The sequence below is a fragment of the Faucicola sp. SE7633 genome (assembly GCF_059264685.1).
This window is the reverse complement of record NZ_JCADBW010000006.1, coordinates 19,330-40,445: the sequence shown is the minus strand read 5'-3', so window position 1 is coordinate 40,445 and position 21,116 is coordinate 19,330. Positions and strand designations below refer to the sequence as shown.

At 50.4% G+C, this 21,116-nt stretch carries 19 protein-coding genes; 13 read left to right on the top strand and 6 right to left on the bottom strand.

Annotated features, from left to right (window positions below; translation table 11 throughout):
• Positions 1–66: 66 nt before the first annotated feature.
• From rimP to pnp, 9 genes are all read left to right on the top strand, one after another.
• Positions 67–579 (top strand): ribosome maturation factor RimP, encoded by a 513-nt coding sequence (rimP, locus tag AC5L4R_RS03705; protein ID WP_494472733.1) that lies wholly within the window; start codon positions 67–69, stop codon positions 577–579.
• 98 nt (positions 580–677) lie between these two features.
• Complete coding sequence (nusA, locus tag AC5L4R_RS03700; protein ID WP_494478030.1) at positions 678–2,159, top strand: transcription termination factor NusA; 1,482 nt, start codon at positions 678–680, stop codon at positions 2,157–2,159.
• Between the two features lie 84 nt (positions 2,160–2,243).
• Positions 2,244–5,042: a translation initiation factor IF-2 gene (infB, locus tag AC5L4R_RS03695; protein ID WP_494472731.1), complete on the top strand. Its 2,799-nt coding sequence runs from the start codon at positions 2,244–2,246 to the stop codon at positions 5,040–5,042.
• Between the two features lie 197 nt (positions 5,043–5,239).
• The gene (locus tag AC5L4R_RS03690; protein WP_494472730.1) at positions 5,240–5,635 is read left to right on the top strand and encodes a ribosome-binding factor A; all 396 of its coding nucleotides are present in this window, start codon (positions 5,240–5,242) and stop codon (positions 5,633–5,635) included.
• A 10-nt stretch (positions 5,636–5,645) separates the two neighbouring features.
• Entirely contained in the window at positions 5,646–6,614 is a 969-nt protein-coding gene (gene truB, locus AC5L4R_RS03685; RefSeq protein WP_494472729.1) for a tRNA pseudouridine(55) synthase TruB, read from the top strand.
• Positions 6,615–6,854: 240 nt separating this feature from the next.
• Positions 6,855–7,379, top strand: coding sequence for a type 1 glutamine amidotransferase domain-containing protein (locus tag AC5L4R_RS03680; RefSeq protein ID WP_494472728.1), 525 nt, complete (start codon positions 6,855–6,857; stop codon positions 7,377–7,379).
• Between the two features lie 43 nt (positions 7,380–7,422).
• The gene (locus AC5L4R_RS03675) at positions 7,423–7,629 is read left to right on the top strand and encodes a hypothetical protein (RefSeq protein WP_494472727.1); all 207 of its coding nucleotides are present in this window, start codon (positions 7,423–7,425) and stop codon (positions 7,627–7,629) included.
• A gap of 184 nt (positions 7,630–7,813) precedes the next feature.
• On the top strand, positions 7,814–8,080 hold the full coding sequence (gene rpsO, locus AC5L4R_RS03670) for a 30S ribosomal protein S15 (RefSeq protein ID WP_494472726.1): 267 nt from the start codon (positions 7,814–7,816) through the stop codon (positions 8,078–8,080).
• 334 nt (positions 8,081–8,414) lie between these two features.
• Complete coding sequence (gene pnp / locus AC5L4R_RS03665) at positions 8,415–10,544, top strand: polyribonucleotide nucleotidyltransferase (RefSeq protein WP_494472725.1); 2,130 nt, start codon at positions 8,415–8,417, stop codon at positions 10,542–10,544.
• Positions 10,545–10,638: 94 nt separating this feature from the next.
• Here pnp and AC5L4R_RS03660 read toward each other — a convergent pair whose 3' ends face one another.
• The 3 genes from AC5L4R_RS03660 to AC5L4R_RS03650 all read right to left on the bottom strand — a co-directional run bounded on the left by AC5L4R_RS03660 (position 10,639) and on the right by AC5L4R_RS03650 (position 12,426).
• A complete protein-coding gene (locus AC5L4R_RS03660; RefSeq protein ID WP_494472724.1) occupies positions 10,639–11,139 on the bottom strand; it encodes a hypothetical protein in 501 nt (166 codons plus the stop codon).
• A gap of 12 nt (positions 11,140–11,151) precedes the next feature.
• The gene (locus AC5L4R_RS03655) at positions 11,152–11,928 is read right to left on the bottom strand and encodes a hypothetical protein (protein ID WP_494472723.1); all 777 of its coding nucleotides are present in this window, start codon (positions 11,926–11,928) and stop codon (positions 11,152–11,154) included.
• A 246-nt stretch (positions 11,929–12,174) separates the two neighbouring features.
• Positions 12,175–12,426 carry a YheV family putative metal-binding protein gene (locus tag AC5L4R_RS03650; protein WP_494472722.1) on the bottom strand — a complete coding sequence of 84 codons (252 nt, stop codon included), beginning with the start codon at positions 12,424–12,426 and terminating at the stop codon, positions 12,175–12,177.
• A 339-nt stretch (positions 12,427–12,765) separates the two neighbouring features.
• On the opposite strand from AC5L4R_RS03650, the gene AC5L4R_RS03645 reads away from it, so the two are divergent.
• Both AC5L4R_RS03645 and AC5L4R_RS03640 read left to right on the top strand, forming a co-directional pair.
• Positions 12,766–13,905, top strand: a complete 1,140-nt coding sequence (locus AC5L4R_RS03645) for an AOC03_06830 family ribosome hibernation factor (RefSeq protein ID WP_494472721.1) — start codon at positions 12,766–12,768, stop codon at positions 13,903–13,905.
• A 228-nt stretch (positions 13,906–14,133) separates the two neighbouring features.
• Entirely contained in the window at positions 14,134–14,910 is a 777-nt protein-coding gene (locus tag AC5L4R_RS03640; protein ID WP_494472720.1) for an endonuclease/exonuclease/phosphatase family protein, read from the top strand.
• Between the two features lie 7 nt (positions 14,911–14,917).
• Here the strand turns inward: AC5L4R_RS03640 and ttcA are convergent, their stop codons facing one another.
• Complete coding sequence (gene ttcA, locus AC5L4R_RS03635) at positions 14,918–15,937, bottom strand: tRNA 2-thiocytidine(32) synthetase TtcA (RefSeq protein ID WP_494472719.1); 1,020 nt, start codon at positions 15,935–15,937, stop codon at positions 14,918–14,920.
• A 167-nt stretch (positions 15,938–16,104) separates the two neighbouring features.
• Positions 16,105–17,337, bottom strand: coding sequence for an AI-2E family transporter (locus AC5L4R_RS03630; protein WP_494472718.1), 1,233 nt, complete (start codon positions 17,335–17,337; stop codon positions 16,105–16,107).
• A 448-nt stretch (positions 17,338–17,785) separates the two neighbouring features.
• Between AC5L4R_RS03630 and purM the strand changes: the two genes are divergently transcribed.
• On the top strand, positions 17,786–18,853 hold the full coding sequence (gene purM / locus AC5L4R_RS03625; protein WP_494472717.1) for a phosphoribosylformylglycinamidine cyclo-ligase: 1,068 nt from the start codon (positions 17,786–17,788) through the stop codon (positions 18,851–18,853).
• Positions 18,854–19,140: 287 nt separating this feature from the next.
• On the top strand, positions 19,141–19,833 hold the full coding sequence (gene purN / locus AC5L4R_RS03620; RefSeq protein ID WP_494472716.1) for a phosphoribosylglycinamide formyltransferase: 693 nt from the start codon (positions 19,141–19,143) through the stop codon (positions 19,831–19,833).
• A gap of 234 nt (positions 19,834–20,067) precedes the next feature.
• On the opposite strand, the gene ubiA is transcribed toward purN, so the two are convergent.
• Positions 20,068–20,997 (bottom strand): 4-hydroxybenzoate octaprenyltransferase, encoded by a 930-nt coding sequence (gene ubiA / locus AC5L4R_RS03615; protein ID WP_494472715.1) that lies wholly within the window; start codon positions 20,995–20,997, stop codon positions 20,068–20,070.
• Positions 20,998–21,116 lie beyond the last annotated feature (119 nt).

Here is a 21,116-nt window from a genome sequence, read left to right as displayed (position 1 = left end):
ACAGATTTTTGCAAGTTTGCCTACACCACAGATTAATTTTTCTCAGTATTTTAAATTTTATCAGCTATGAAGTTATCAAGCAAAGTTGCGGAATTGACGCAAATGATTGAGCCTGCGGTGACCGCTTGTGATGTTGCGTTGTGGGGTATTGAGTTTGTGCCGCAAGGGCGGCGCTCCTTGCTGCGCGTATTTATCGAGGCAACGCCTGAGGACAAAGCACAAGGCAAGCAAGTGACAATCGAGGACTGCGCTGCGGTCACACACCAAATTAACGGTGTACTTGATGTTCATGATCCCATTGCAGGTGAATACTTGCTTGAGGTGTCTTCACCAGGGCTTGATCGCAGCTTTTTTTATGCCGAGCAGTTGCACGATTATATCGGGCAAACTTTAAGCTTGCGTTTAATCCAAGCGATTGGTACAGGTAGCGATAAACGCCGTAAGGTGACAGGCGCGCTTAAAAGCATCGGTGAGCACGATTTGGTCGTGACTGCTGAACCCCATACCAATCCGCATGATTATACCATTCGTCTTGACAATATTGATAAAGCGAATTTGGTATATAGTTTTGATGACTAATAGCTTGTTAAGCGATTGTTGGTTTTAAGTTTTCATCCTGTGTGGGTAGTGTGTCAAAACCTGACCATACTACCTGCCATTGGGCAATAGGTGACAATATGAATCGAGAAATTTTAACGGTTGTAGAAACCGTCAGTAACGAAAAAGGTCTAAGCCCTGAGGATATCTTTGAGGCGATTGAACAGGCGCTGGTAGTTTCAACCAAAAAAAAGATTTACAGTGAGCAGCCCGAGGTTGCCCTACGCGTGCACATTGATCGCAAAACGGGTGATTATGACACCTATCGCTATTGGACTGTAGTGGCAGATGAAGACCACGAAATGCCTGCCTGCCAACTGGCAATCAGCGACCTTGACCCCAATGAATGGCAAATCGGCGATATCAAAGAAGAGCAAATCGAATCGATTGATTTTGGGCGAATTGCTGCCACCCAAGCCAAACAAGTAATCATTCAAAAAATCCGTGAAGCAGAACGTGCCTTGGTTGCTGATGCATTTGAGCCACGTATCGGTGAGCTGATTGTCGGTGAGGTCAAAAAACCTGCGCGTGATGGCTATATCATTGATTTGGGCGATAACATCGAAGGCTATTTGCCCAAAGAAAACACCTTACCGCGTGAAACACTGCGCACCAAAGCGCGTGTCAATGCGATTTTGACCCAAGTCAATCGTGATAACCGTGGTGCACAATTGGTTTTATCACGCACCGCGCCACAAATGCTTACCGCGCTGCTACAAAAAGAAGTGCCTGAGATTGCCGAGCAAATCATTGACATCAAAGACGTCGCTCGCCAACCGGGATTACGCGCCAAAGTGTCGGTCAAAACCAAAGAACATCGTATTGACCCCGTCGGTGCGTGTATCGGTATGCGTGGCACGCGCATTCAAGCGGTGCAACAAGAACTTGAAGGTGAGCGCGTTGATATCGTTGTGTGGTCAGATGACCCTGTGCAATACATCATCAGCGCCCTTGAGCCTGCCGATGTAGACCGCATTATTTTGGATGAAGACACCAAAACGGCGGATATCATTTTTGCCACCAATGACCAACTGGCGCGCGCGATCGGCTCACAAGGGCAAAACGTGCGCCTAGCCTCTGAGCTAACAGGCTATCGTCTTAATATGCTGCTTGAAGACGAGTACAACGCACAGATTGAGAACGAAACCAAAGCGTACCGCGATTTGTTCTATAATCGTTTGGAAGTCGATGAAGACCTGGCACAGGCATTGGTGGATATCGGCTTTACAACGCTTGAAGAAGTGGCGTATGTACCTGCCGAAACGTTTTATGACATCGACGGGCTAGACGATGATGCGATTGACGCAATTCAAGAACGCGCCAAAGAAGCCGTCATTGCCGATGAATTGCAAAAACAGCAAAACATCAAAGAACCAAGCGCCGAATTGTTGGCACTCGAAGGCATGACCCCGGCATGGGCGTATCAGCTTGCCGCGCGCGATGTCATCACAGTGGATGATTTGGCCGAACAAGCAATTTTTGATTTACAAGATATCGACGGTTTGGATGAAACAACCGCGGGCGAGCTCATCATGAAAGCCCGTGAAACGTGGTTTGACTAAATTTGACGTATGACCATAAACCACGCTTAGCACTAACCTATCCGCTTAACCGCGCTTAACACATTTAAAAATAAAGGTGAATGAATGGCAGATAAAACCGTCAAACAACTGGCAGCCGCTTCCAAAACCACCACTGACATCATCAAGCAGCAACTTGTCAGTGCGGGGCTGTCTGCGCGTGGCGACGACGACATCGTCACCGAACACGAACAAGAGCAGCTGGTTGCGTTTTTGCAGCAAAGCCACGGGCAAAAAAACAAATCCCGTATCAGCCTAAAAAGCAAAACCACCTCCACCGCTAAAGTGACGGGCACATCAGGCAGAGCCAAAAACGTCAATGTTGAAGTTCGTAAAAAAATGGTCTTTGACAAGCCTGACCCACAAAAAATCGCAGAAGAGCTAGCCGCGCGCGAGCAGGCCGCCAAAGAAGCGGCAGAAAAAGCCGCCGCAGAAAAAGCCCGTCTTGCGGCCGAAAAAGTCGCCGCAGAAAAAGCCCGTCTTGCGGCCGAAAAAGCCGCCGCAGAAAAAGCGGCCAAAGAACAAGCACAGCGCGAAGCCGAAGCACGTCAGCAAGCCACCCTTGCCGCCATGCGTGCCAACGCAGGCGACACGCAAAAATCGGGCATCGAATCAACCAGCGTGGTGGTCAAAAAAGGCAACAGCGTGGTGACTGAAGTCATCGTGGTTAAAAAACCTGCCAAAAAAGCCGCTACGGCCAACAAGCCTGCTGCGAAAAAAGAAACCGATGCCGAGCGCCGCGCCCGTGAAGCCGAAGAGCAGCGCCTGCGCGACATCGAGCAAGAAAACCGCCGCAAGGCTGCTGAAGCGGCGCAGCAACGCACGCTTGAGCAAATGCGCCAAATGGCCAGCAAATACGCGGACAGTGAGGTAGCCACCACGGCCGTGGTGCGTAAAGACGAGCCGTTGGCAGAAGGCTTGGTCGGTGCTGCGCTTGAGGATTCATTTGAGCAAGAACGCCGTGAAATCAAACGCGGTAGCTCAGGCAATGCCAACCGCAACCGCCGTCGCCGCCGTGATGAAGACGGTGAAAATGAAGTCAGAAACCGTAGCCGCGCGCTTAAATCATCCCAAGCCAACCGTCACAAGTTTGAAAAACCTGTTGATCGCATTGTGCATGATGTTGAGATTGGTGAGAGTATCGTTGTCTCTGACTTGGCGCAAAAAATGGCAATTAAAGCGCGCGAAGTGGTCAAAACCTTGATGAAAATGGGCGAATTGGTGCGCGAGAATGAAGCCATCGACCAAGAAACGGCCGCCTTGTTGGTGGAAGAAATGGGACACAACCCAATCTTGGTGAGCTCAACACAGGTGGAAGACTCCTTGCGTGAAGCCGTTGATGAGCGCAGCAGCAATGTACAAAAACGCCCGCCTGTTGTTACCATCATGGGTCACGTTGATCACGGTAAGACATCGTTACTGGATAAAATCCGCTCAACCAAGGTTGCCTCAGGTGAGGCAGGTGGCATCACCCAGCACATCGGTGCGTACCACGTGCAGACCGACCGCGGCGTGATTACCTTTTTGGATACCCCAGGGCACGCAGCTTTTACGGCCATGCGTTCACGCGGTGCTAAGGCTACCGATATCGTCGTGTTGGTGGTGGCAGCCGATGACGGCATGATGCCACAAACCGCCGAAGCCATCGACCATGCGCGCGCCGCAGGTACGCCACTGATTGTCGCGATTAACAAAATCGACAAAGACAGTGCTGACCCCGATCGCGTGCTCAACGAACTGACCACCAAAGAAGTCGTGCCCGAAGAATGGGGCGGTGATACGCCAGTGGTGCGTGTGTCGGCTTTGACAGGTGAAGGCATTGACGACTTGCTTGAAACCATCGAGCTACAAGCTGAGGTCATGGAGCTTGAAGCGCCCACAGATGGTGCGGCACAAGGGGTGGTCATCGAGTCACGTCTTGAACGCGGCCGCGGTGCGGTGGTTAGCCTGTTGGTTCAACAAGGCACACTCAACCAAGGCGACTTGGTCTTGGCAGGTGAGTTTTATGGCCGTGTGCGCGCAATGACCGATGAAAACGGCAAAAAAGTCAAATCCGCAGGGCCTTCAATTCCTGTTGAGATTTTGGGCTTGCCCGACACGCCAGCGGCAGGCAGTGAGTTTTTGGTCGTGAGTGATGAAAAACGCGCGCGTGAAGTTGCCGACTACCGCGCCGTGCGTGAGCGTGAGCGCGTACTAGAACGCCAAGCCAAAATGCGCCTAGAAAACTTGTTTGACCAAATGAGCGAGGCCAAGCTACCAAGCGTCAATCTCATTTTGAAAACTGATGTGCGCGGTTCGCTTGAAGCCTTACTAGCCGCGCTTGATGAGCTTTCGACCGATGAAGTCAAGGTTAAAGTGATTTCATCAGGTGTCGGCCCTATCTCTGAATCTGACGTGGTGCTGGCAGAGTCCAGCGAAGCGGTACTACTGGGCTTTAACGTACGCGCGGACAGTGCAGCCAAGCGCAAAGCCGATGAGGCAGGTATCGATATTCGCTACTACAGTGTGATTTATGGCTTGATTGATGATGTCAAGGCAGCAATGAGTGGTTTACTTGCGCCTGAGCATCGTGAGCAGATTTTGGGCATTGCTGAGGTGCGTGAAGTGTTCCACTCTAGCCGCTTTGGGGCGGCCGCAGGTTGTATGGTGACCGAAGGCACAATTATCCGCAACAAGCCAATTCGCGTCTTGCGTGACAACCAAGTCATCTTCACGGGGCAATTACAGTCCTTGCGCCGCTTTAAAGATGACGTGACAGAAGTGCGCGCAGGCATGGAATGTGGTCTGGCGGTCAAAGGTTATGAGGTACAAGTCGGTGACTTAATCGAGGTGTTTGAAATCCACGAGGTTCAACGCACCCTATAAGCCTTTTTAGCCCAACTATACGACGGTTTAAACGCTGGTATTGGTTTAAACCGTTTTGTTTTTTATGATGCGTTTTTATCTAATCAAGCATTGGCTTACGTTACGCTACAGTCTAACGCGGCAAATTTGGTTACACTATTTAGCGATGTCATGCTGTTTTTAAGTCAATTCACCAAATCTATCATAAGGATGATACCATGAACCAACGCCTACAACGCCTTGCCGACCAAATCCAGCGTGAGCTTGCCGTGTTGATTCGTGATGAAATCAACGACCCACGGCTGACAGGCCTTGTGACCATTTCGGGGGTAAAAATCAGCCCCGACTTAGGCTACGCCGATATTTATGTCACTGTGATGGAACGCGATATGAGCGATGCGATGGCAAAAGATTTTCATCAAGAAAGCCTTGCCGTGCTCAACAATGCCGCAGGATTTTTGCGCACAGAGCTTAGCCATATCCTAAAAACCCGCACCACACCGCGCTTGCGTTTTCATTACGATGAAGTGACCGCCAACACCAACCACATGCTCAACTTGATATCACAGGCGGTACAAAGCAGCGAGCAAAACCAAACATCCGATGAGTCATGAGTGTTGCTACATGGTGCAAACTGCTTTAAATGCCCAAAAAACGCCCGTAAACGGTGTGTTACTGCTGGATAAACCGCAAGGCATGACCTCACAGCAGGCGGTCAGCCGTGTTAAATGGTTGCTTAAGTCTCCCAGTCATGACAGCCGTAAGGCAGGGCATACGGGCACGCTTGACCCCATGGCGACAGGTCTATTACCAATTTGCTTGGGTGAGGCGACGAAGTTTAGCCATTATCAGCTTACTGCGGTCAAATCCTACCAAGCGACTATCCAACTCGGCGCGCAGACTGACACGGGTGACGCGGATGGACAAGTGATCCAGCGCGCTGCCCTACCCGATTGGTCGCAAATCGATTTGACAGCACTGGCGGCTAAGTTTTGTGGTGAACAGCTGCAGACGCCGCCGATGTATGCCGCGCTCAAGCAAGACGGCAAAAAACTGTACGAACTTGCCCGCCAAGGTATTGAAGTCGAGCGCACGCCACGGGCGATTACGATTGATGCCCTTGCGTTGCACGCGCCCACCGCTGACACCTTAACCCTAACCGTGACGTGTTCAAAGGGCACGTATGTGCGCGTGCTGGGTGAAGACATCGCGCGCGCGTTGGGCACGTTGGGGCATTTGACTGCCCTGCGACGCACAGCAACAGGCAACTTTCGCCTAGACCATGCCATCACATTGGCAGATTTTGAAGCATTGAGCTTGGCTGAGCGCTGCGCCAAATTGCTGCCCGTTGATGCCTGTGTCACGGCCTTACCCGTCTTAACGCTTGATGCCGAGCAGACTGCGCGTGTACGCCACGGGCAACGGCTGAATCTAAACGCCCAACGCAGCCAGTTTGCAAAAATTTTTAACCAGCCAAATACTGCCGATAGCCCACAAACCGTGCGGTTATATTGCGGCACTACTTTTATTGGGCTGGGCGAATTGGCGCGTCATGGGCGCTTACAGCCGAATAAATTGGTGCAGATTGTGTAAGATTTCTCTGTCCTGCTCTACATTTGTTTAACAACTCGCTACAATCTTAGGCAAGTTTTTATATTCCCACACAAACTGTCACGCTTTACTCGTATTGTAAAACACCGTGATTGCTTATGATATAACGGAAAAGTCAATCAGCCTTGGCTGTTAATTTTTATTTATGCGATTTTAAGCAGCCAGCTGAGTGACTTTATTACTGAAATAAATTTATCACGACATATCATAAGGATAACTACCATGGCAAAGATTGCATTTTTGCTTGATACCGATTTTGAACAAGTTGAATACACCCAACCTCGCGACCTACTACAACAAAAAGGTCACGAAACCACACTTATCACCACACAAGACAACAAACAAGTACGCGGTCTTAACCACACTGATCCAGCCGATCACTTTACCGCTGACTTATTGATTGGCGATGCCAATGTCAGCGATTATGATGCACTGGTTTTGCCAGGCGGTGGCGCAAATGCCGATGCTTTACGTTTTAAAGAATCTGCCCAACAATTTGTCAAACAATTTGTGGACAGTGGTAAGCCTGTGGCAGCGATTTGTCACGCGCCTTGGATTTTTGTGGATACCAAAATCGCTGACGGCAAACGTTTGACCGCCTACAAAACCATCGCCATCGATTTGAAAAATGCGGGCGCAACCTATGAAGATAAGTCAGTTGTGATTGACGGCAACATCATCACCAGCCGCCAACCCGATGATATCCCAGACTTTTCTGACGCCATCGACAACGCGCTTAAGGCGTAATGGATCGATTGGACAACCCGCAAACAATAAAAAGGATTTTATCATGCAACCGACCACCTCCATGGACATCAACGAGCTGCAAAACCGTGCAGAGCAACTTGTTGAGAACGCTGATCTCAACCGCGAATCTGTTGCCACCACTGAAGTTGAGCCTGATACGCTTGATGAAGTGGTAACTGCCCCACAAGCGCAGCTGGGCGCGCTAGACAGCGATACGCCAAAACAGCCTGTTGGTAACCAAACACCCTAAGTTATCAATCGGTTCAGTGCTACAAGCCCCAATCTGAGATTGGGGTTTTTTTATGATAAAAATTTTGCTACAATAACGCCCTTATTTTTGCCCAATGCCAAATTGGGTGGCAGGGCAAACAGGTTTACTCCCGAGAAGCGTGGTAAGCCTGCATCACATTCGCTTCTCTTGATTAGGAATGACTATGCTAACCAACCAAGATCGCGCTGACATCATCGCAAAATTTAAGCAATCTGAAAACGATACAGGCTCTCCTGAAGTGCAAATCGCGCTTTTAACGGCTCGTATCAATGACTTGCAACCTCACTTCAAAGCCCACAAAGGCGACCACCACAGCCGCCGTGGCTTGATTCGTATGGTAAACTCACGCCGTAAGCTACTTGATTACTTAAAGAAAAAAGATGCCAATCGCTACGCGTCTTTGATTAGCGCATTGGGCTTGCGTCGCTAATTCGGCATTGGCACGTGTATTTGCCAAAGTGTTGCCAAAACGCTGATATAAAAAGTGGCTGTCCGTTGGGATGGTCACTTTTTTATTGGCTTTATTGTGCCAGTTTTATTATCTAAGCGTATTGGCACAAACGCTTGACAATTTTTAATGGTTATTGCATATAAAACACGTTAAAATAAACAGCTGTTGGCCACGTCGGTGACCAATGCTTCACGCGCATCTCATTGGGGTGCACAGCAATGGTTTAAACTGCTTCTAATGCTTGGTTTTTGTCAGCAGAAGGCAAGCATTAGAGGCATAGCGATTGCTGAATGTTTTAGAATTTTTAAATAGGATGATTATGTTTAATACGATTACCAAAGAGTTTCAGTACGGCAACCAGCAGGTGACGCTAGAAACGGGACGCATTGCCCGTCAGGCCAATTCGGTGTTGGTGCATATGGGCGGCGTCAGTGTGTTGGTGGCGGTGGTGGTCAAAGATGAAGCCGCACCGGGGCAGTCTTTTTTTCCTTTGACCGTCAATTATCAAGAAAAAATGTACGCCGCAGGTAAAATCCCCGGCGGCTATGGCAAGCGCGAAGGTCGCCCGAGCGAACATGAGACGCTCACCTCACGTCTGATTGACCGCCCGATTCGTCCGCTGTTCCCCGAAGGTTATTACAACGAAATTCAAGTCACCGCCACCGTGCTGTCATCAGACAAGCAGCATGATGCCGATATCGCGGCGATGATTGGCACATCAGCAGCGTTGGCGATTTCTCAAGCGCCGTTTGGTGGCCCGATTGGCGCGGCGCGTGTGGGTTTGATTGATGATGCGTATGTCTTAAACCCAAGCCATGAAGAGCTTAAACAAAGCGCGTTGGATTTGGTGGTGGCAGGTACTAAGTCGGCTGTGTTGATGGTTGAATCAGAAGCCAAAGAATTAAGCGAAGACCAAATGCTGGGCGCGGTGCTATACGGTCATCAGCAGCAGCAAGTGGTGATTGATGCCATCAATGAATTTGCCGCCGCTGTTGGCGTACAAAAAACCCCTTTTGAAGCGCCTGCGGTCAATGCCGCGTTGCAACAACAACTGCAAGACCAGTTTTCTGAAGCGATTTCACAGGCATATACCATCAGCCACAAACAAGAGCGTTATACGCGCTTGGCAGAGATTGAGCAAGCAGCCATTACCGCGTTGGCAGGTGATGCACAAAGCGCGGATTATGACGCAAACGTCAAGCAAATCGGCGAATTGTATGAGACGCTTAAATACCGCACGGTCCGTGACAACATCCTATCGGGTAAGCCGCGTATTGACGGGCGTGACTTGCAAACTGTGCGCGCGCTTGACATCCAAGTGGGTGTGTTGCCCTATACGCACGGCTCAGCCCTGTTCACCCGTGGTGAGACGCAAGCTTTGGTGACCACAACCTTGGGCAATACCCGTGACGTCAATTTGATTGACACCTTGGCAGGCACCAAGCAAGACCACTTTATGTTGCATTATAATTTCCCCAGTTACTCTGTCGGTGAAACAGGACGCGACAGCGGCCCTAAACGCCGTGAAATCGGGCATGGTCGCCTAGCGCGGCGTGGTGTGCAAGCCGTGTTGCCTGACAGTGAGCGCTTCCCGTATGTTATCCGTGTGGTGTCAGATATCACCGAATCCAACGGCTCATCCTCGATGGCATCGGTGTGTGGGGCAAGTTTGTCATTGATGGACGCAGGCGTACCGCTAAAAGCCCCTGTGGCAGGCATTGCCATGGGTCTGGTCAAAGAAGGTGAACGCTTTGCCGTGTTGTCAGACATCTTGGGCGATGAAGACCACCTGGGCGATATGGATTTTAAAGTGGCAGGTTCGGCCAACGGTGTGACCGCGCTACAGATGGATATCAAAATCGAAGGTATCACCGCCGATATCATGGAACAAGCCTTGCACCAAGCGCATGCCGGTCGAATTCATATCCTAAATGCGATGAATGAAGTCTTGGCAGCCAGCCGCAAAGAAATCAACGCCCACGCGCCAAACTTTGCGGTGATTGATATTGACCCAGACAAAATCCGTGACGTGATTGGTAAAGGGGGTGCGACCATCCGCCAAATCACCGAAGAGACGGGCGCGGTGATTGATATCGATGACAACGGCACGATTCGCATTTTTGGTGAAAACAAAGCCTCTACCCGTGCCGCAATTGCCAAAATTGAAGCCATCACCGCTGAAGTTGAAGTTGGTAAAATCTACAGCGGTAAAGTGGCGCGATTGGCAGAGTTTGGCGCGTTTGTCACCGTATTACCCAACACTGACGGTCTGGTGCATATCTCGCAAATCTCAGATGAGCGCATCGACAACGTCAGCGACGTGCTCAAAGAAGGTCAGATCGTCAATGTGTTGGTACAAGACGTGGACAACCGTGGGCGCATCAAACTAACCATGCGCGGCGTGGATCAAAGCCCTTTGGTGGATGCAAGCAGTGCGCAATAATGCTTGTTTAAACATCCAAAAAAAAACCAGTCCAAATGTGGCTGGTTTTTTTTGGGTGAAACCTTTAACAAAGCGCGCTGTGATAAGCCAACGCTTAGCGATACACCCACAAATTCAGCGCGCGCGTTGGCTGCAAGTATTTTTTTAGCAAGGGTAAAACCGCATCTTCAAATGTTGTCGCCGTGGGCAACATCACCTCATCGCTGGCAAGCAATGCCACACGCCGAATGCCATCATAACGCGCCCAATCGTACAACGTTGGCGCAAATGCCGCCAAGGTCTGTTCAATCGCGGACAGATGGGGTGCGTGTTCGGCAAATTCAGTCACCGCCAAATCCACGATAAATTTGGGTTTAGACAGCGCAGGGTCTACCCCCATGCCTGCCAAATCGCGCTCAACATCATGCACCAGCACACCGCCTAGCGGTAGCTCACTGCGTTGGCACGCTGTGCGGTAGGCACTGGCATGGCTGGGGTATAACGCTTGGCTTTTGAGTAACGCGCGCTGGCGCAATATGCCCGACGTTGGCACAGGCAATACCAACACTTGGTAGCGGTCTTGCCACAAGGTGGCAACAGAATTTAGGTGGATCATGGCATGGGTCGTTTAAGGGCTGGATTTGCTCGCTTCTTGCTCACGCTCTAGCTCGGCAATGCGCTGCTCAAGCAAGCGAATGCGCTCAGCTTTTTTATTGCTCAATTCATTCATCATGTCAAGCTGTTCGCTCATCATGGCCTGCTGCTCGGCAAGCTGACTGCTCTGCTCATCAAGACGGTCAAGCTCTTCTTTGGCAAGTGCTGGGTCTTGCGGCATCGCAGGGGCGAGGATATCCTCAGGCGTAATCAGGTGGATTGCATTGGCTACCTCTGGCACGTGTTCCGCCATTTGGGTAGATGCGTCCGCGGTTGCCGCCTCACGGGCAGCCTGTGCCATCGCTACCGCGCTGGCCGTTGATGTGGCAGGTGCGCTTGCTTTGGGTGCGGCGACGGGTGCAGGTGCTGTAGACACAGGCTCGGTAGGCGCTTGCGGCGCGCGATTTAGCCAATACCATAACGCAGGTATAACCAATAACAGCGGCAGCACATACAGCCACGGCATCTTTGACTTGCCGCCAATTTTTGCCAATGCTCTGCGCGGTGTGCTGGTCTGGGTCGTATGCGTCGTGGTAGCGGTGGTGGGTTTTTGGCGTTTAGCCAACGTCAGCTGAGGCGTTGATAATGCTTTAACAGAGCGATTAGCCAGTTTAGTTTTGGCTGCAGACGGGTTTTGTCCAAACTGTAGCCCTTGTTCAACCTCTGTTGTGGCTTGATTGACCGCTTTTGTTTTACGCAATAAAATTTGCGTGGGCGGATTGGGCTTTTTTTTCTGCTTTAACCATTTCATAGGATTTGACCACAAGGCGACGGGCGGCTAATGGGTTGAGCCAAGCTCGCTGAAGTTTGGCAACAAGCTCGCTGAAGTTTGGCAAATTGGGCATTAAGTTAATCTCGCCAGCTAATATAACAAACCTTGACAAAAAAGCAAACAACGCGTAACGGCAAAGGCAGTAATTGCAAGATAAGCGGCATCTACCTAAGTTACGCTGAGCACCCTACAATAAGCACTATTAAGCAAAAACTTTTAAAACAATTAAGATTTAAAACGCACCACACCCACACCTGTCGCGTCAATGTTGTCAGCTTGTTTGATGGTTGCCAAATCCTCACGCGTTGGGCGGCGTTCTTGATGCCCGCACGCCGTGCATTCGATGTATTCATCAGACACGGGACTAAATACGCGCACCTGCACGACTTTATCGACCTCGCTACAATTAGGACAGGCGACACCTGCCAAAAATTGCCGTTTGGTCTGATTGGACTGATAACGCATATTATCCCCCATTTAAAACGCTGGTTGATGTTGCACCACAAAACTTGGCTGTTAAATGGTATCAAAAGCGTGATTTACAAGTCGTCCATCTTTACCCAATACGGCTAATTATTAAACAAAAATTTACTCTTAAATAAATTCAGGCGATACGCTTACATAAAGCCCATCAACGCTTACCATGACCTTCATGCCCCTGCGATCAAACTGTGGTTATAATAAATCTTAACAGGTTGATTAATTAAATATTTTTTATCATAGGACTTTTATTATAAAACGCGAGTAAGAGAGCGAGTAAGAGAGTAAGATACGCCTATTTTTTTAATTTTTTAAGTTTACATAAGGAGAACAACCATGGCAGATTTTATGGTAGATGATTTGCAAGGCACGCTACAACAACTGCGTCAAGCACAGGGCAACCCTGCGGTTAGTATTTTTGTGCCAACACACCGAACTTTTCCAGACAACGACCAAGACCCGATCGCGCTAAAAAATCAACTTAAAGTGGCAGAAGAACGCGTCAGCGAGGAATACGACAAACGCACTGCCCAAGCGATTTTAGACGCGATTGGGGCGCAAGTTGCGGATATTGACCACAATTACAACCTTGATACCTTGGCGATTTTTGCCACCCCAGACGATGCACAGGTGCTGCGCCTGCCGTTTGATACCCCTGAGCGCGTCATCGTTGGTCATAAATTTGCTACCCGTGACCTAATGCGTAACCTATCACAATCATTGAACTACTATGTGCTGGTGGTTACCAGTGACTCTGCGCGTTTGATTGAAGGTATTGATGCGCGTTTGGTCAAAGAAATCAAAGAAGGCAGCGCGCGCCAGCAGGCTATGAGAAACATCCCTTTTCCCATCCACAATACCACCTTGCCAACCAACAGCAAGGCAGACCGTACAGGCTCATCAGACGATGACAAGTACCTAAAAGAATTTTTTAATCGCGTGGACAAAAGTATGCAAGAAATCCACGGGATTGCGCCCAAACCAGTGTTCGTCATGGCAGACAGCCAAAACCTTGGCGTGTATGAGCAAGTTTGCGATAACCCTTCAATCATTGCAGGTAAAATCGACAACATCGACCACATGGATGATGCCAATCCACAAGCATTTATCGATGCGGTACAAGCGTTGGTTGAGGCGCAACGCGAAACGCGCTACACCGCTGCCACAGGCGAGCTAGAAAAAGCACGCAATGAGAACATGGTGCGCACGGATTTACAAGAAATCTACCGCGCCGTTTTTGCAGGCAATGCCCAAACGTTGTTGGTAACCACAGGCTACCGCGTGCCTGCACGTATTGATGAAGCCGCACAAACGCTACAAGTGGTGGATACAGCGGATGAGAACTCACCCAATGTCACCGATGATGCGGTGGGTGAAATCATTGACCTTGCCAACCAAAACGGCGCGACTGTGGTGTTCATGCCGGCTGACCGTATGGATGACCACGCGCCTATCGTATTGATTACGCGTTACTGATTGGGATGATTTAATCATCGGCCGTTTAGGCGCTAATGCTCTTATATTGCTATACTGTGCCTAAATGGCATCCAAATCAAGCACCCACCGACAGTTTGGTGGGTGTTTTTATTGGCGGCGCGTGTAGAGGCAAATGGCGGTTAATTTAGCACAAATTGCAATCGCCTTTTCCAAATCCGCCCGAAAACCGCTACAATAACCGAATTTAGCTTAATCAGAGCCACCCTCATGCCCAGCCAACACATAGACTCATCTGTTGCCCCCATCACCGTCACCACTTATAACATCCACAAAGGCATGTCACCGCTAAACCGCTTGGTTAAAGTGCAAGGTATCGCTGACGCGCTGCGTGCGGTCAATCCCGATATTTTGTGCTTGCAAGAGGTGCAGGGGCAAAATCTCAAGCGCGTGCTGAAGTTCAATGAATTTCCTGACCAATCACAACATGAATTGTTTGGCGAGTTCTTGCAATACCAGCACAGCTACGGCAAAAACGCGGAATACCGCCACGGGCATCATGGCAATGCGGTGCTAAGCCGCCATCCGCTTGACCCCAAGCACAACGTCAATATCACGGTCAATCGCTTGGAGCAACGCGGCGTGCTGCATTGTGAGGTCACGCCCACGGGCTGGGATGTGCCGATTGTGGTGCTATGCGCGCATTTAAACTTACTAGAAAATGACCGCTTTAAGCAATACGACGCGATTGCGCAGTATGTGCTTGCTGATATTGACCCTGCGCAGCCGCTGATTTTGGCAGGTGACTTTAATGATTGGCGCAAACGCTCAGATGGGCGGCTGGGTGAGGCGCTCGGTATGCAAGAGGCATTGTTGGCAACGCATGGGCGGCTATTGCCGACGTTTCCTGCTGCGCTGCCTGTGCTAAGCTTGGACAGGATTTTTGTGCGTAACCTCACGGTGCGCCGCGCATGGGTGCATCGGGGCTTGCCGTGGTCGGTGCTGTCTGACCATTTGCCTGTCAGTGCAGAATTAGCGCTCAGCTAATACCGCCTTAAATCAACGGGTTAATCGTCGGGATTTTGACCGTCTTTGGCGTGTTGTTCTTGGTGTTTGGGTCAAAGGTTTGCACGGCAGGCGCGATGGGCACACCTTTTTGCTGCAAATCTGGCGTAATCTGCCCTGCTTGAATGTGCTCACCTTCAAACGCGCGTATGGTATTGTCGCGCGCCAATGTCAAATGCTCAAAATCAAACAGCGCACGGTCGGCCAGTTGCGACGGTGCGACGTTTTGCAAGGCGGCAAAAATCGAATCCAACCGCTTGGGAAATTGCGTATCCCAGTCGCGCAGCATGCTGTTGATTGCCGCGCGCTGTAGGTTTTCTTGGCTGCCACACAGGTTACATGGGATAATCGGGAACTGCTTGTAGCGCGCGTATTTGATGATGTCTTTTTCCTCAACATACGCCAACGGGCGAATCAAGACGTTTTGCCCGTCGTCTGACAGTAGCTTAGGTGGCATGGCTTTGAGGCTACCGCCATGAAATAAATTTAAAAAAAACGTCGCCATGATGTCATCACGGTGGTGGCCTAACGCGACTTTGGTTGCACCGATTTGCTTGGCAAAGCCGTACAGTGAGCCGCGACGCAGCCGCGAACACGCCGAGCAGTACGTTTTGCCTTCAGGCACTAGACTTTTGACGATGCTGTAGGTGTCTTTTTCCAAAATATAGTACGGGATGCCGTGCTCATTGAGGTAGTTGGGCAACACATCGGCAGGAAAATTTGGCTGTTTTTGGTCAAGATTGACCGCAACCACGTCAAAGTGAATCGGTGCAATTTTCTTTAAAAACAACAAGATATCTAGCAAAGTGTAGCTATCTTTGCCCCCTGAGATACACACCATGACGATATCGCCATCTTCAATCATGTTGTAGTCACGAATCGCCCACGACACCAATTTGCGCAGCTTTTTTTGCAGCTTGCGAAAGCGCGCAGAATTTAGCCCATCGTATTGGGCAGATGGTGGGGTAGAGAGGGCAGACAACGACAAATCGGTGACAAGTTCAGACATCGGCGACCTTTTGTTAAGCGTTTAGGCGGTTTGATAAACAAAAACGGCTTGCCCGTGAGGACAAACCGTTATTTTAACACAAATTTGGCACAAACAGGCGCAGCGGCTGTTAGGATGGCTGCGCCGTCTGTGTCGTTCTGTGCCGCCACCTTGGGCGCGGTGATAAATCAGCTATCTTTGCTACTAAAGATGTTGAGCTTATTGAGCCAGCCACCTTTTTTCTTGGCAGCGGCTTCATCAGCCGCTTTGATACGCTGCTCACGTTTGGCTTGCTCCAAGGTCTGCTGTTCAAACAGCGGAATTTGGCGGTTGCCTTGATAAAATTCGCTGTTGCGATACGCCATGTAGGCATGACGGGCAAACACGTTGAGCACGGCGGCAACAGGCAAGGCAACCAACATACCAGCAAAACCAAACAGCCCCGCGCCTGCCAGTACGGCAAACATCACCCAAATCGGCGACAGCCCGATTTTATCACCCAGTAGCAAAGGCTGCAAAATATAGCCTTCAACCATTTGTCCCACCATAAACGCACCGACAATCAGCGCCATATGCACCCAGTCAAAGCCAAATTGAAAAATCCCTGCCGCAATCGAGGCGACAAACCCAAGCGCAAAGCCCAAATACGGCACAAAACTTGCCAAGCCTGCCACCATGCCAATCAGCAAACCGACCTTTAAGCCAATCATCTGTAACTGCACGGCATACACTATGCCCAATAAAATCATCACCAACAGCTGCCCTTTGACAAACGACATCAACGCTTCGTCGCTTTCGGTGGCGATGGTATAGACGCTGCCCAAATAGCGGTTTGGAATGGCGTGTTGCCATTCTAGCAAACGCTCATCCCAGTTATACAAAAAGTAAAACATCAAAATCGGCACCAGCACGGCAAGCCCAGCGATATTAATCACACTCATGCTGGAGCTATACACGCTCAGTGCCAGTGAGCTTGCGTCAGAAAAATTGTAGTTGTTTTGCAAATAGCTAAGCACGCCGCGCGACATGTCTTTCATCTGAAACACAGGCAAGCGCAGCGGTGTGTTGCTAGACACCCAGCCGCGTATGGTTTGGTTGTAATAAGTCACTGCCTTGGGCACAAAATCCCAAATCGTCAGTAGCTGCTCCCAAACAATCGGCAACAGCCACCACAACAAGCCCACCGTAGCGCCAATCACGCCCAAATACACCAACACAATCGCCAGCCAGCGACGTAAATGCAGCGTATTTTGTAACACGCGTACTAAAGGATTGAACAAATACGCCAATATGAACGCCACGACAAACGGCATAATCACTGTTTGGAGTTGATAGACCACATAGCCTGCAACAACAATCGCCGCCAAATAAAACAGGCGCTTAAAAAACGGATCTTGGGAAAAACGGTAGTGAGTGTGCATAAGCTCCCCTTGGCAGATGAACAACAGATAAATAAACCGCAAGGCACGTGGCTAAAACCTGCCGCGTACGGGGCATAAGGTTGGTATTTTGCCATGAACTTGGGTATAATGCCGCAAAGATTGACCGTGCCCAACAGCGTTATTCGCGTTATCACAGCCAGCTATCATCGCAGTGCCAGCGCAGCACTGACAAGGCGCGGCACCAAACTCATGCAAGCTTGACAAAAACCGTCAGATATCACCGCAAAAACTTGCGCTATTGTACTGATTTTTTTGTTAAGTGATAAACAATTTTTTTAGGTAGCGTAACGCCGTGTTAGCCATTTGTAGTAGGGCTTGCCCAAACGTATGGGCTTTGTAGCACAAGCGCACGTTGTGTTACGCGGCGGCCTACACCCACCGTCAGTTTTCTTGGTTATTGTCATCAACCCAACCATCCGAGCCTGCCATGACCCAATCGCACAACACGCCAAATTCTGCCCCCACTTCACTAAGCTACAAAGACGCAGGTGTTGATATCGACGCAGGCGACGCTCTGGTACAACGCATTAAATCCGTTGCCAAAGCCACCAGCCGCCCCGAAGTCGTCGGCGGTTTGGGCGGTTTTGGTGCACTGTGCCGCATTCCAACAGGCTACCAATCGCCCTTGCTGGTATCAGGGACTGACGGCGTGGGCACCAAGCTCAAGCTAGCCTTGCAGCTCAACCAGCACGACACCATCGGGCAAGATTTGGTCGCGATGTGCGTCAATGATTTGTTGGTGTGTGGGGCTGAGCCGCTGTTTTTCTTGGATTATTACGCCACAGGCAAGCTGGATGTTGATACCGCGGCCACCGTCATTGCTGGGATTGGCGAGGGCTGCCGCTTGGCAAACTGCGCCTTGATTGGTGGTGAGACCGCTGAAATGCCCGGTATGTACCAAGATGACGACTACGATTTGGCAGGTTTTTGCGTGGGTGTTGTCGAAGAGGCTGAAGTCATCACGGGCAAAAATGTCCAGCAAGGCGATGTACTCATCGGGCTTGCCTCAAGCGGCGTGCACTCCAACGGCTACTCATTGGTGCGCAAAGTCATCGAGGTCAGCGGCGTGGATGTCGCAAGCGAACAGCTAGACGGCAAGCCGCTAAAAGACGTATTGATGGCACCCACCAAAATCTACGTCAAAGCCATCCAAGCCTTACAACAAGCCTTAGGCAATGCCAACCTCCATGCGATGGCCCATATCACAGGCGGCGGCTTGACCGAAAACCTACCGCGCGTGCTGCCCGACGATTTGGCAGCAAGCATTGACACGCAAAGCTGGACGCTACCTGCCGTGTTTGATTGGCTGCAAACCCGTGGCAACATTGAGCCAAGCGAGATGTACCGCACGTTTAACTGTGGTGTGGGGTTTGTCATCCTTGTGCCTGCTGAGCACGCTGATCACGCCTTGCAAGTGCTGCAAAACAATGGCGAAACCGCATGGCTACTGGGTACGATTGTGGCGCGAGCGGATGATGCGGTGACGTATCGCTAAGATTTGGCCAAAGACGCTATTGTCAAAGACATGGTTTTAGTCAAGTAAAATTCGTCATTGAAAACTATGGCTCATGATTTATTGGCGCTTACTTTAAAGCGTTTGCAACACCAGCAGGCTATGTGGCAGTGTGTCATCCATGACTGCCATATACCAACAAAACTTGTCACCATCTGCCAAGACCCATTTGACCATCTGCGCGTGTCACAAGCCCTAGCCCAACGCCTCACACCGCGAACGGTTACGGTTGATGACACCACCAAATCCCACCCGATTGAGTTGATTAAATGCCGCATATCCCACCATTGAAAGTCGCCGTCTTAGTCTCAGGCAATGGCAGTAATTTACAGGTGCTGATTGACCAAATGCTAGCCGGTGCGCTGCCGATTGCGTTGGTGGGCGTGATTAGCAACAAAGCCGATGCTTACGCGCTTGAGCGGGTGCGCCTGATCAATGCCCAGCACCAAACACATATCCAAACCGCCATCATCGACCGCGACGACAACGGCAAAAAATACACCCGTGTCGGCTTTGAGCAACGCGCGCTTGCGGTTTTAGGCGATTGGCAGCCTGATTTGGTGGTATTGGCAGGTTTTATGCGGATTTTAACACCGTTATTCATTGATGGGGTCAGCCAAACGCTGAACGCGCCAATGATTAACCTACACCCCTCTTTGCTACCTGCCTACAAAGGCGTAAATACCCACCAACGCGTGCTACAAACAGGCGAGCGGCTGCACGGCTGTAGTGTACACATGGTGACCAGTGAGCTTGATGCAGGCGCGGTGATTGCGCAGGCAGTCACACCCATCGCGCCGCACGACAACGCTGAGCAGCTACAACAGCGCGTGCATGGCTTGGAGTATCAGCTATTGCCGCTGGTGGTCAATCTGTTTGCGCGGCGGCTGTTGGTGTGGCAAAACGCTGACTTGGTCAATCAATCGGGTTTGCCGATGCCTGTGCGGTTGTGGTTTGCCTAAATCTTGCGCTTGTAAGCTGACTTGGTTTGGTACAATTTAACTTAATTTGACACCAGATTTGACACCACAGCGTGTCTGTAATTTAAAAAAACCCAAATTCTCATGATTTTAGCCCTAAACGCTAACGAAGCATAAGGTTAAAAAAACGCTAAGCGCCGTCAAAGGACTGTGGCAGAGGGCAAATCTACACCGATGTTAGGTTTCATTATAGTCTGTACGGTTGTTCATGCAAAGTTAAATTGACGACACCCCCGAAAAAGCAAATTGCCAAACCGCAAGCACCACGATACAGACGAACACATACCGCCCAACCCACACATTATCCAAAAACGCCTCGGTACACAGTGCGCGGTTATACGTCAGGCATTTTTTGTTTTGGCGATAAAACATACCAATCAGCGGTATAAGCAGCAGCACCGACGCGCCGCCAAAATAATGCCCAAACACGCCTGCCAAACTTGCCACAAATACCACTTGCAACAGGCTAATGATGGCAACGTCATATTTGCCAAACAAAATCGCCGTGGATTTGACACCGATTTTTAAATCATCCTCACGGTCTGCCATTGCATACTGCGTATCATACGCCACCGTCCAGCACATATAGCCTGCAAACAGCAACCAGCACCAGCCATCCACCATTGTCTGCCCTATGACCGCATTGGACACCGCAACATACGCCATCGGAATGGCCCAGCCAAACGCCGCCGCCAAAAACACCTGCGGCAAGTGCGTGTAGCGTTTCATAAACGGATAAATAAACGCCAAGACAACCGCGCCCAGCGCCCACCACACCACCGCCACAGGCAAAAACACCAGCAGCAGTGCACTGACCAGCGACAACACGACAAACGCCGCCACTGCCTCACGCCCCGTCAGCCGCCCATCGGCAAGTGGACGGTGTTTGGTACGCGCCACCTGCCCATCGACCTTGCGGTCAGCAAAATCATTAATCGCACAGCCTGCCGCGCGCATCAGTGTCGCCCCAAGGGCGAACACCACCACGATATGCCACGCAGGCAACTGGCCAAACCCTGCCGCCGCCAAAAACACCGCCCACAATGCCGACCACAGCACGAGCTCAATGCCAACAGGACGATCAAAGCGTAGCAATTGCCAGTAAGCGTAGAGTTTGGATTTATTGGAGAAAGCGGCGGTGGTCATGGCTCAGGGTTCTTTAACTGCTGATGGACAAACGGATTTATTATAGTTTTTTTGACCCAAGAAAAAAATACAACGCAACGCAAATGTTCGATTGAACAAACAAGCGCACTCGCGTGACG

Coding starts and splice junctions, on each gene's coding strand:
- nusA (WP_494478030.1), top strand. CDS start 678: ATGAATCGAGAAATTTTAACGGTTGTAGAAACCGTCAGTAACGAAAAA.
- AC5L4R_RS03675 (WP_494472727.1), top strand. CDS start 7,423: ATGCAACCGACCACCTCCATGGACATCAACGAGCTGCAAAACCGTGCA.
- infB (WP_494472731.1), top strand. CDS start 2,244: ATGGCAGATAAAACCGTCAAACAACTGGCAGCCGCTTCCAAAACCACC.
- AC5L4R_RS03630 (WP_494472718.1), bottom strand. CDS start 17,337: ATGCACACTCACTACCGTTTTTCCCAAGATCCGTTTTTTAAGCGCCTG.
- AC5L4R_RS03655 (WP_494472723.1), bottom strand. CDS start 11,928: ATGAAATGGTTAAAGCAGAAAAAAAAGCCCAATCCGCCCACGCAAATT.
- ttcA (WP_494472719.1), bottom strand. CDS start 15,937: ATGTCTGAACTTGTCACCGATTTGTCGTTGTCTGCCCTCTCTACCCCA.
- purN (WP_494472716.1), top strand. CDS start 19,141: ATGCCGCATATCCCACCATTGAAAGTCGCCGTCTTAGTCTCAGGCAAT.
- AC5L4R_RS03690 (WP_494472730.1), top strand. CDS start 5,240: ATGAACCAACGCCTACAACGCCTTGCCGACCAAATCCAGCGTGAGCTT.
- AC5L4R_RS03640 (WP_494472720.1), top strand. CDS start 14,134: ATGCCCAGCCAACACATAGACTCATCTGTTGCCCCCATCACCGTCACC.
- ubiA (WP_494472715.1), bottom strand. CDS start 20,997: ATGACCACCGCCGCTTTCTCCAATAAATCCAAACTCTACGCTTACTGG.
- purM (WP_494472717.1), top strand. CDS start 17,786: ATGACCCAATCGCACAACACGCCAAATTCTGCCCCCACTTCACTAAGC.
- truB (WP_494472729.1), top strand. CDS start 5,646: ATGGTGCAAACTGCTTTAAATGCCCAAAAAACGCCCGTAAACGGTGTG.
- pnp (WP_494472725.1), top strand. CDS start 8,415: ATGATTATGTTTAATACGATTACCAAAGAGTTTCAGTACGGCAACCAG.
- rpsO (WP_494472726.1), top strand. CDS start 7,814: ATGCTAACCAACCAAGATCGCGCTGACATCATCGCAAAATTTAAGCAA.
- rimP (WP_494472733.1), top strand. CDS start 67: ATGAAGTTATCAAGCAAAGTTGCGGAATTGACGCAAATGATTGAGCCT.
- AC5L4R_RS03650 (WP_494472722.1), bottom strand. CDS start 12,426: ATGGGGGATAATATGCGTTATCAGTCCAATCAGACCAAACGGCAATTT.
- AC5L4R_RS03680 (WP_494472728.1), top strand. CDS start 6,855: ATGGCAAAGATTGCATTTTTGCTTGATACCGATTTTGAACAAGTTGAA.
- AC5L4R_RS03645 (WP_494472721.1), top strand. CDS start 12,766: ATGGCAGATTTTATGGTAGATGATTTGCAAGGCACGCTACAACAACTG.
- AC5L4R_RS03660 (WP_494472724.1), bottom strand. CDS start 11,139: ATGATCCACCTAAATTCTGTTGCCACCTTGTGGCAAGACCGCTACCAA.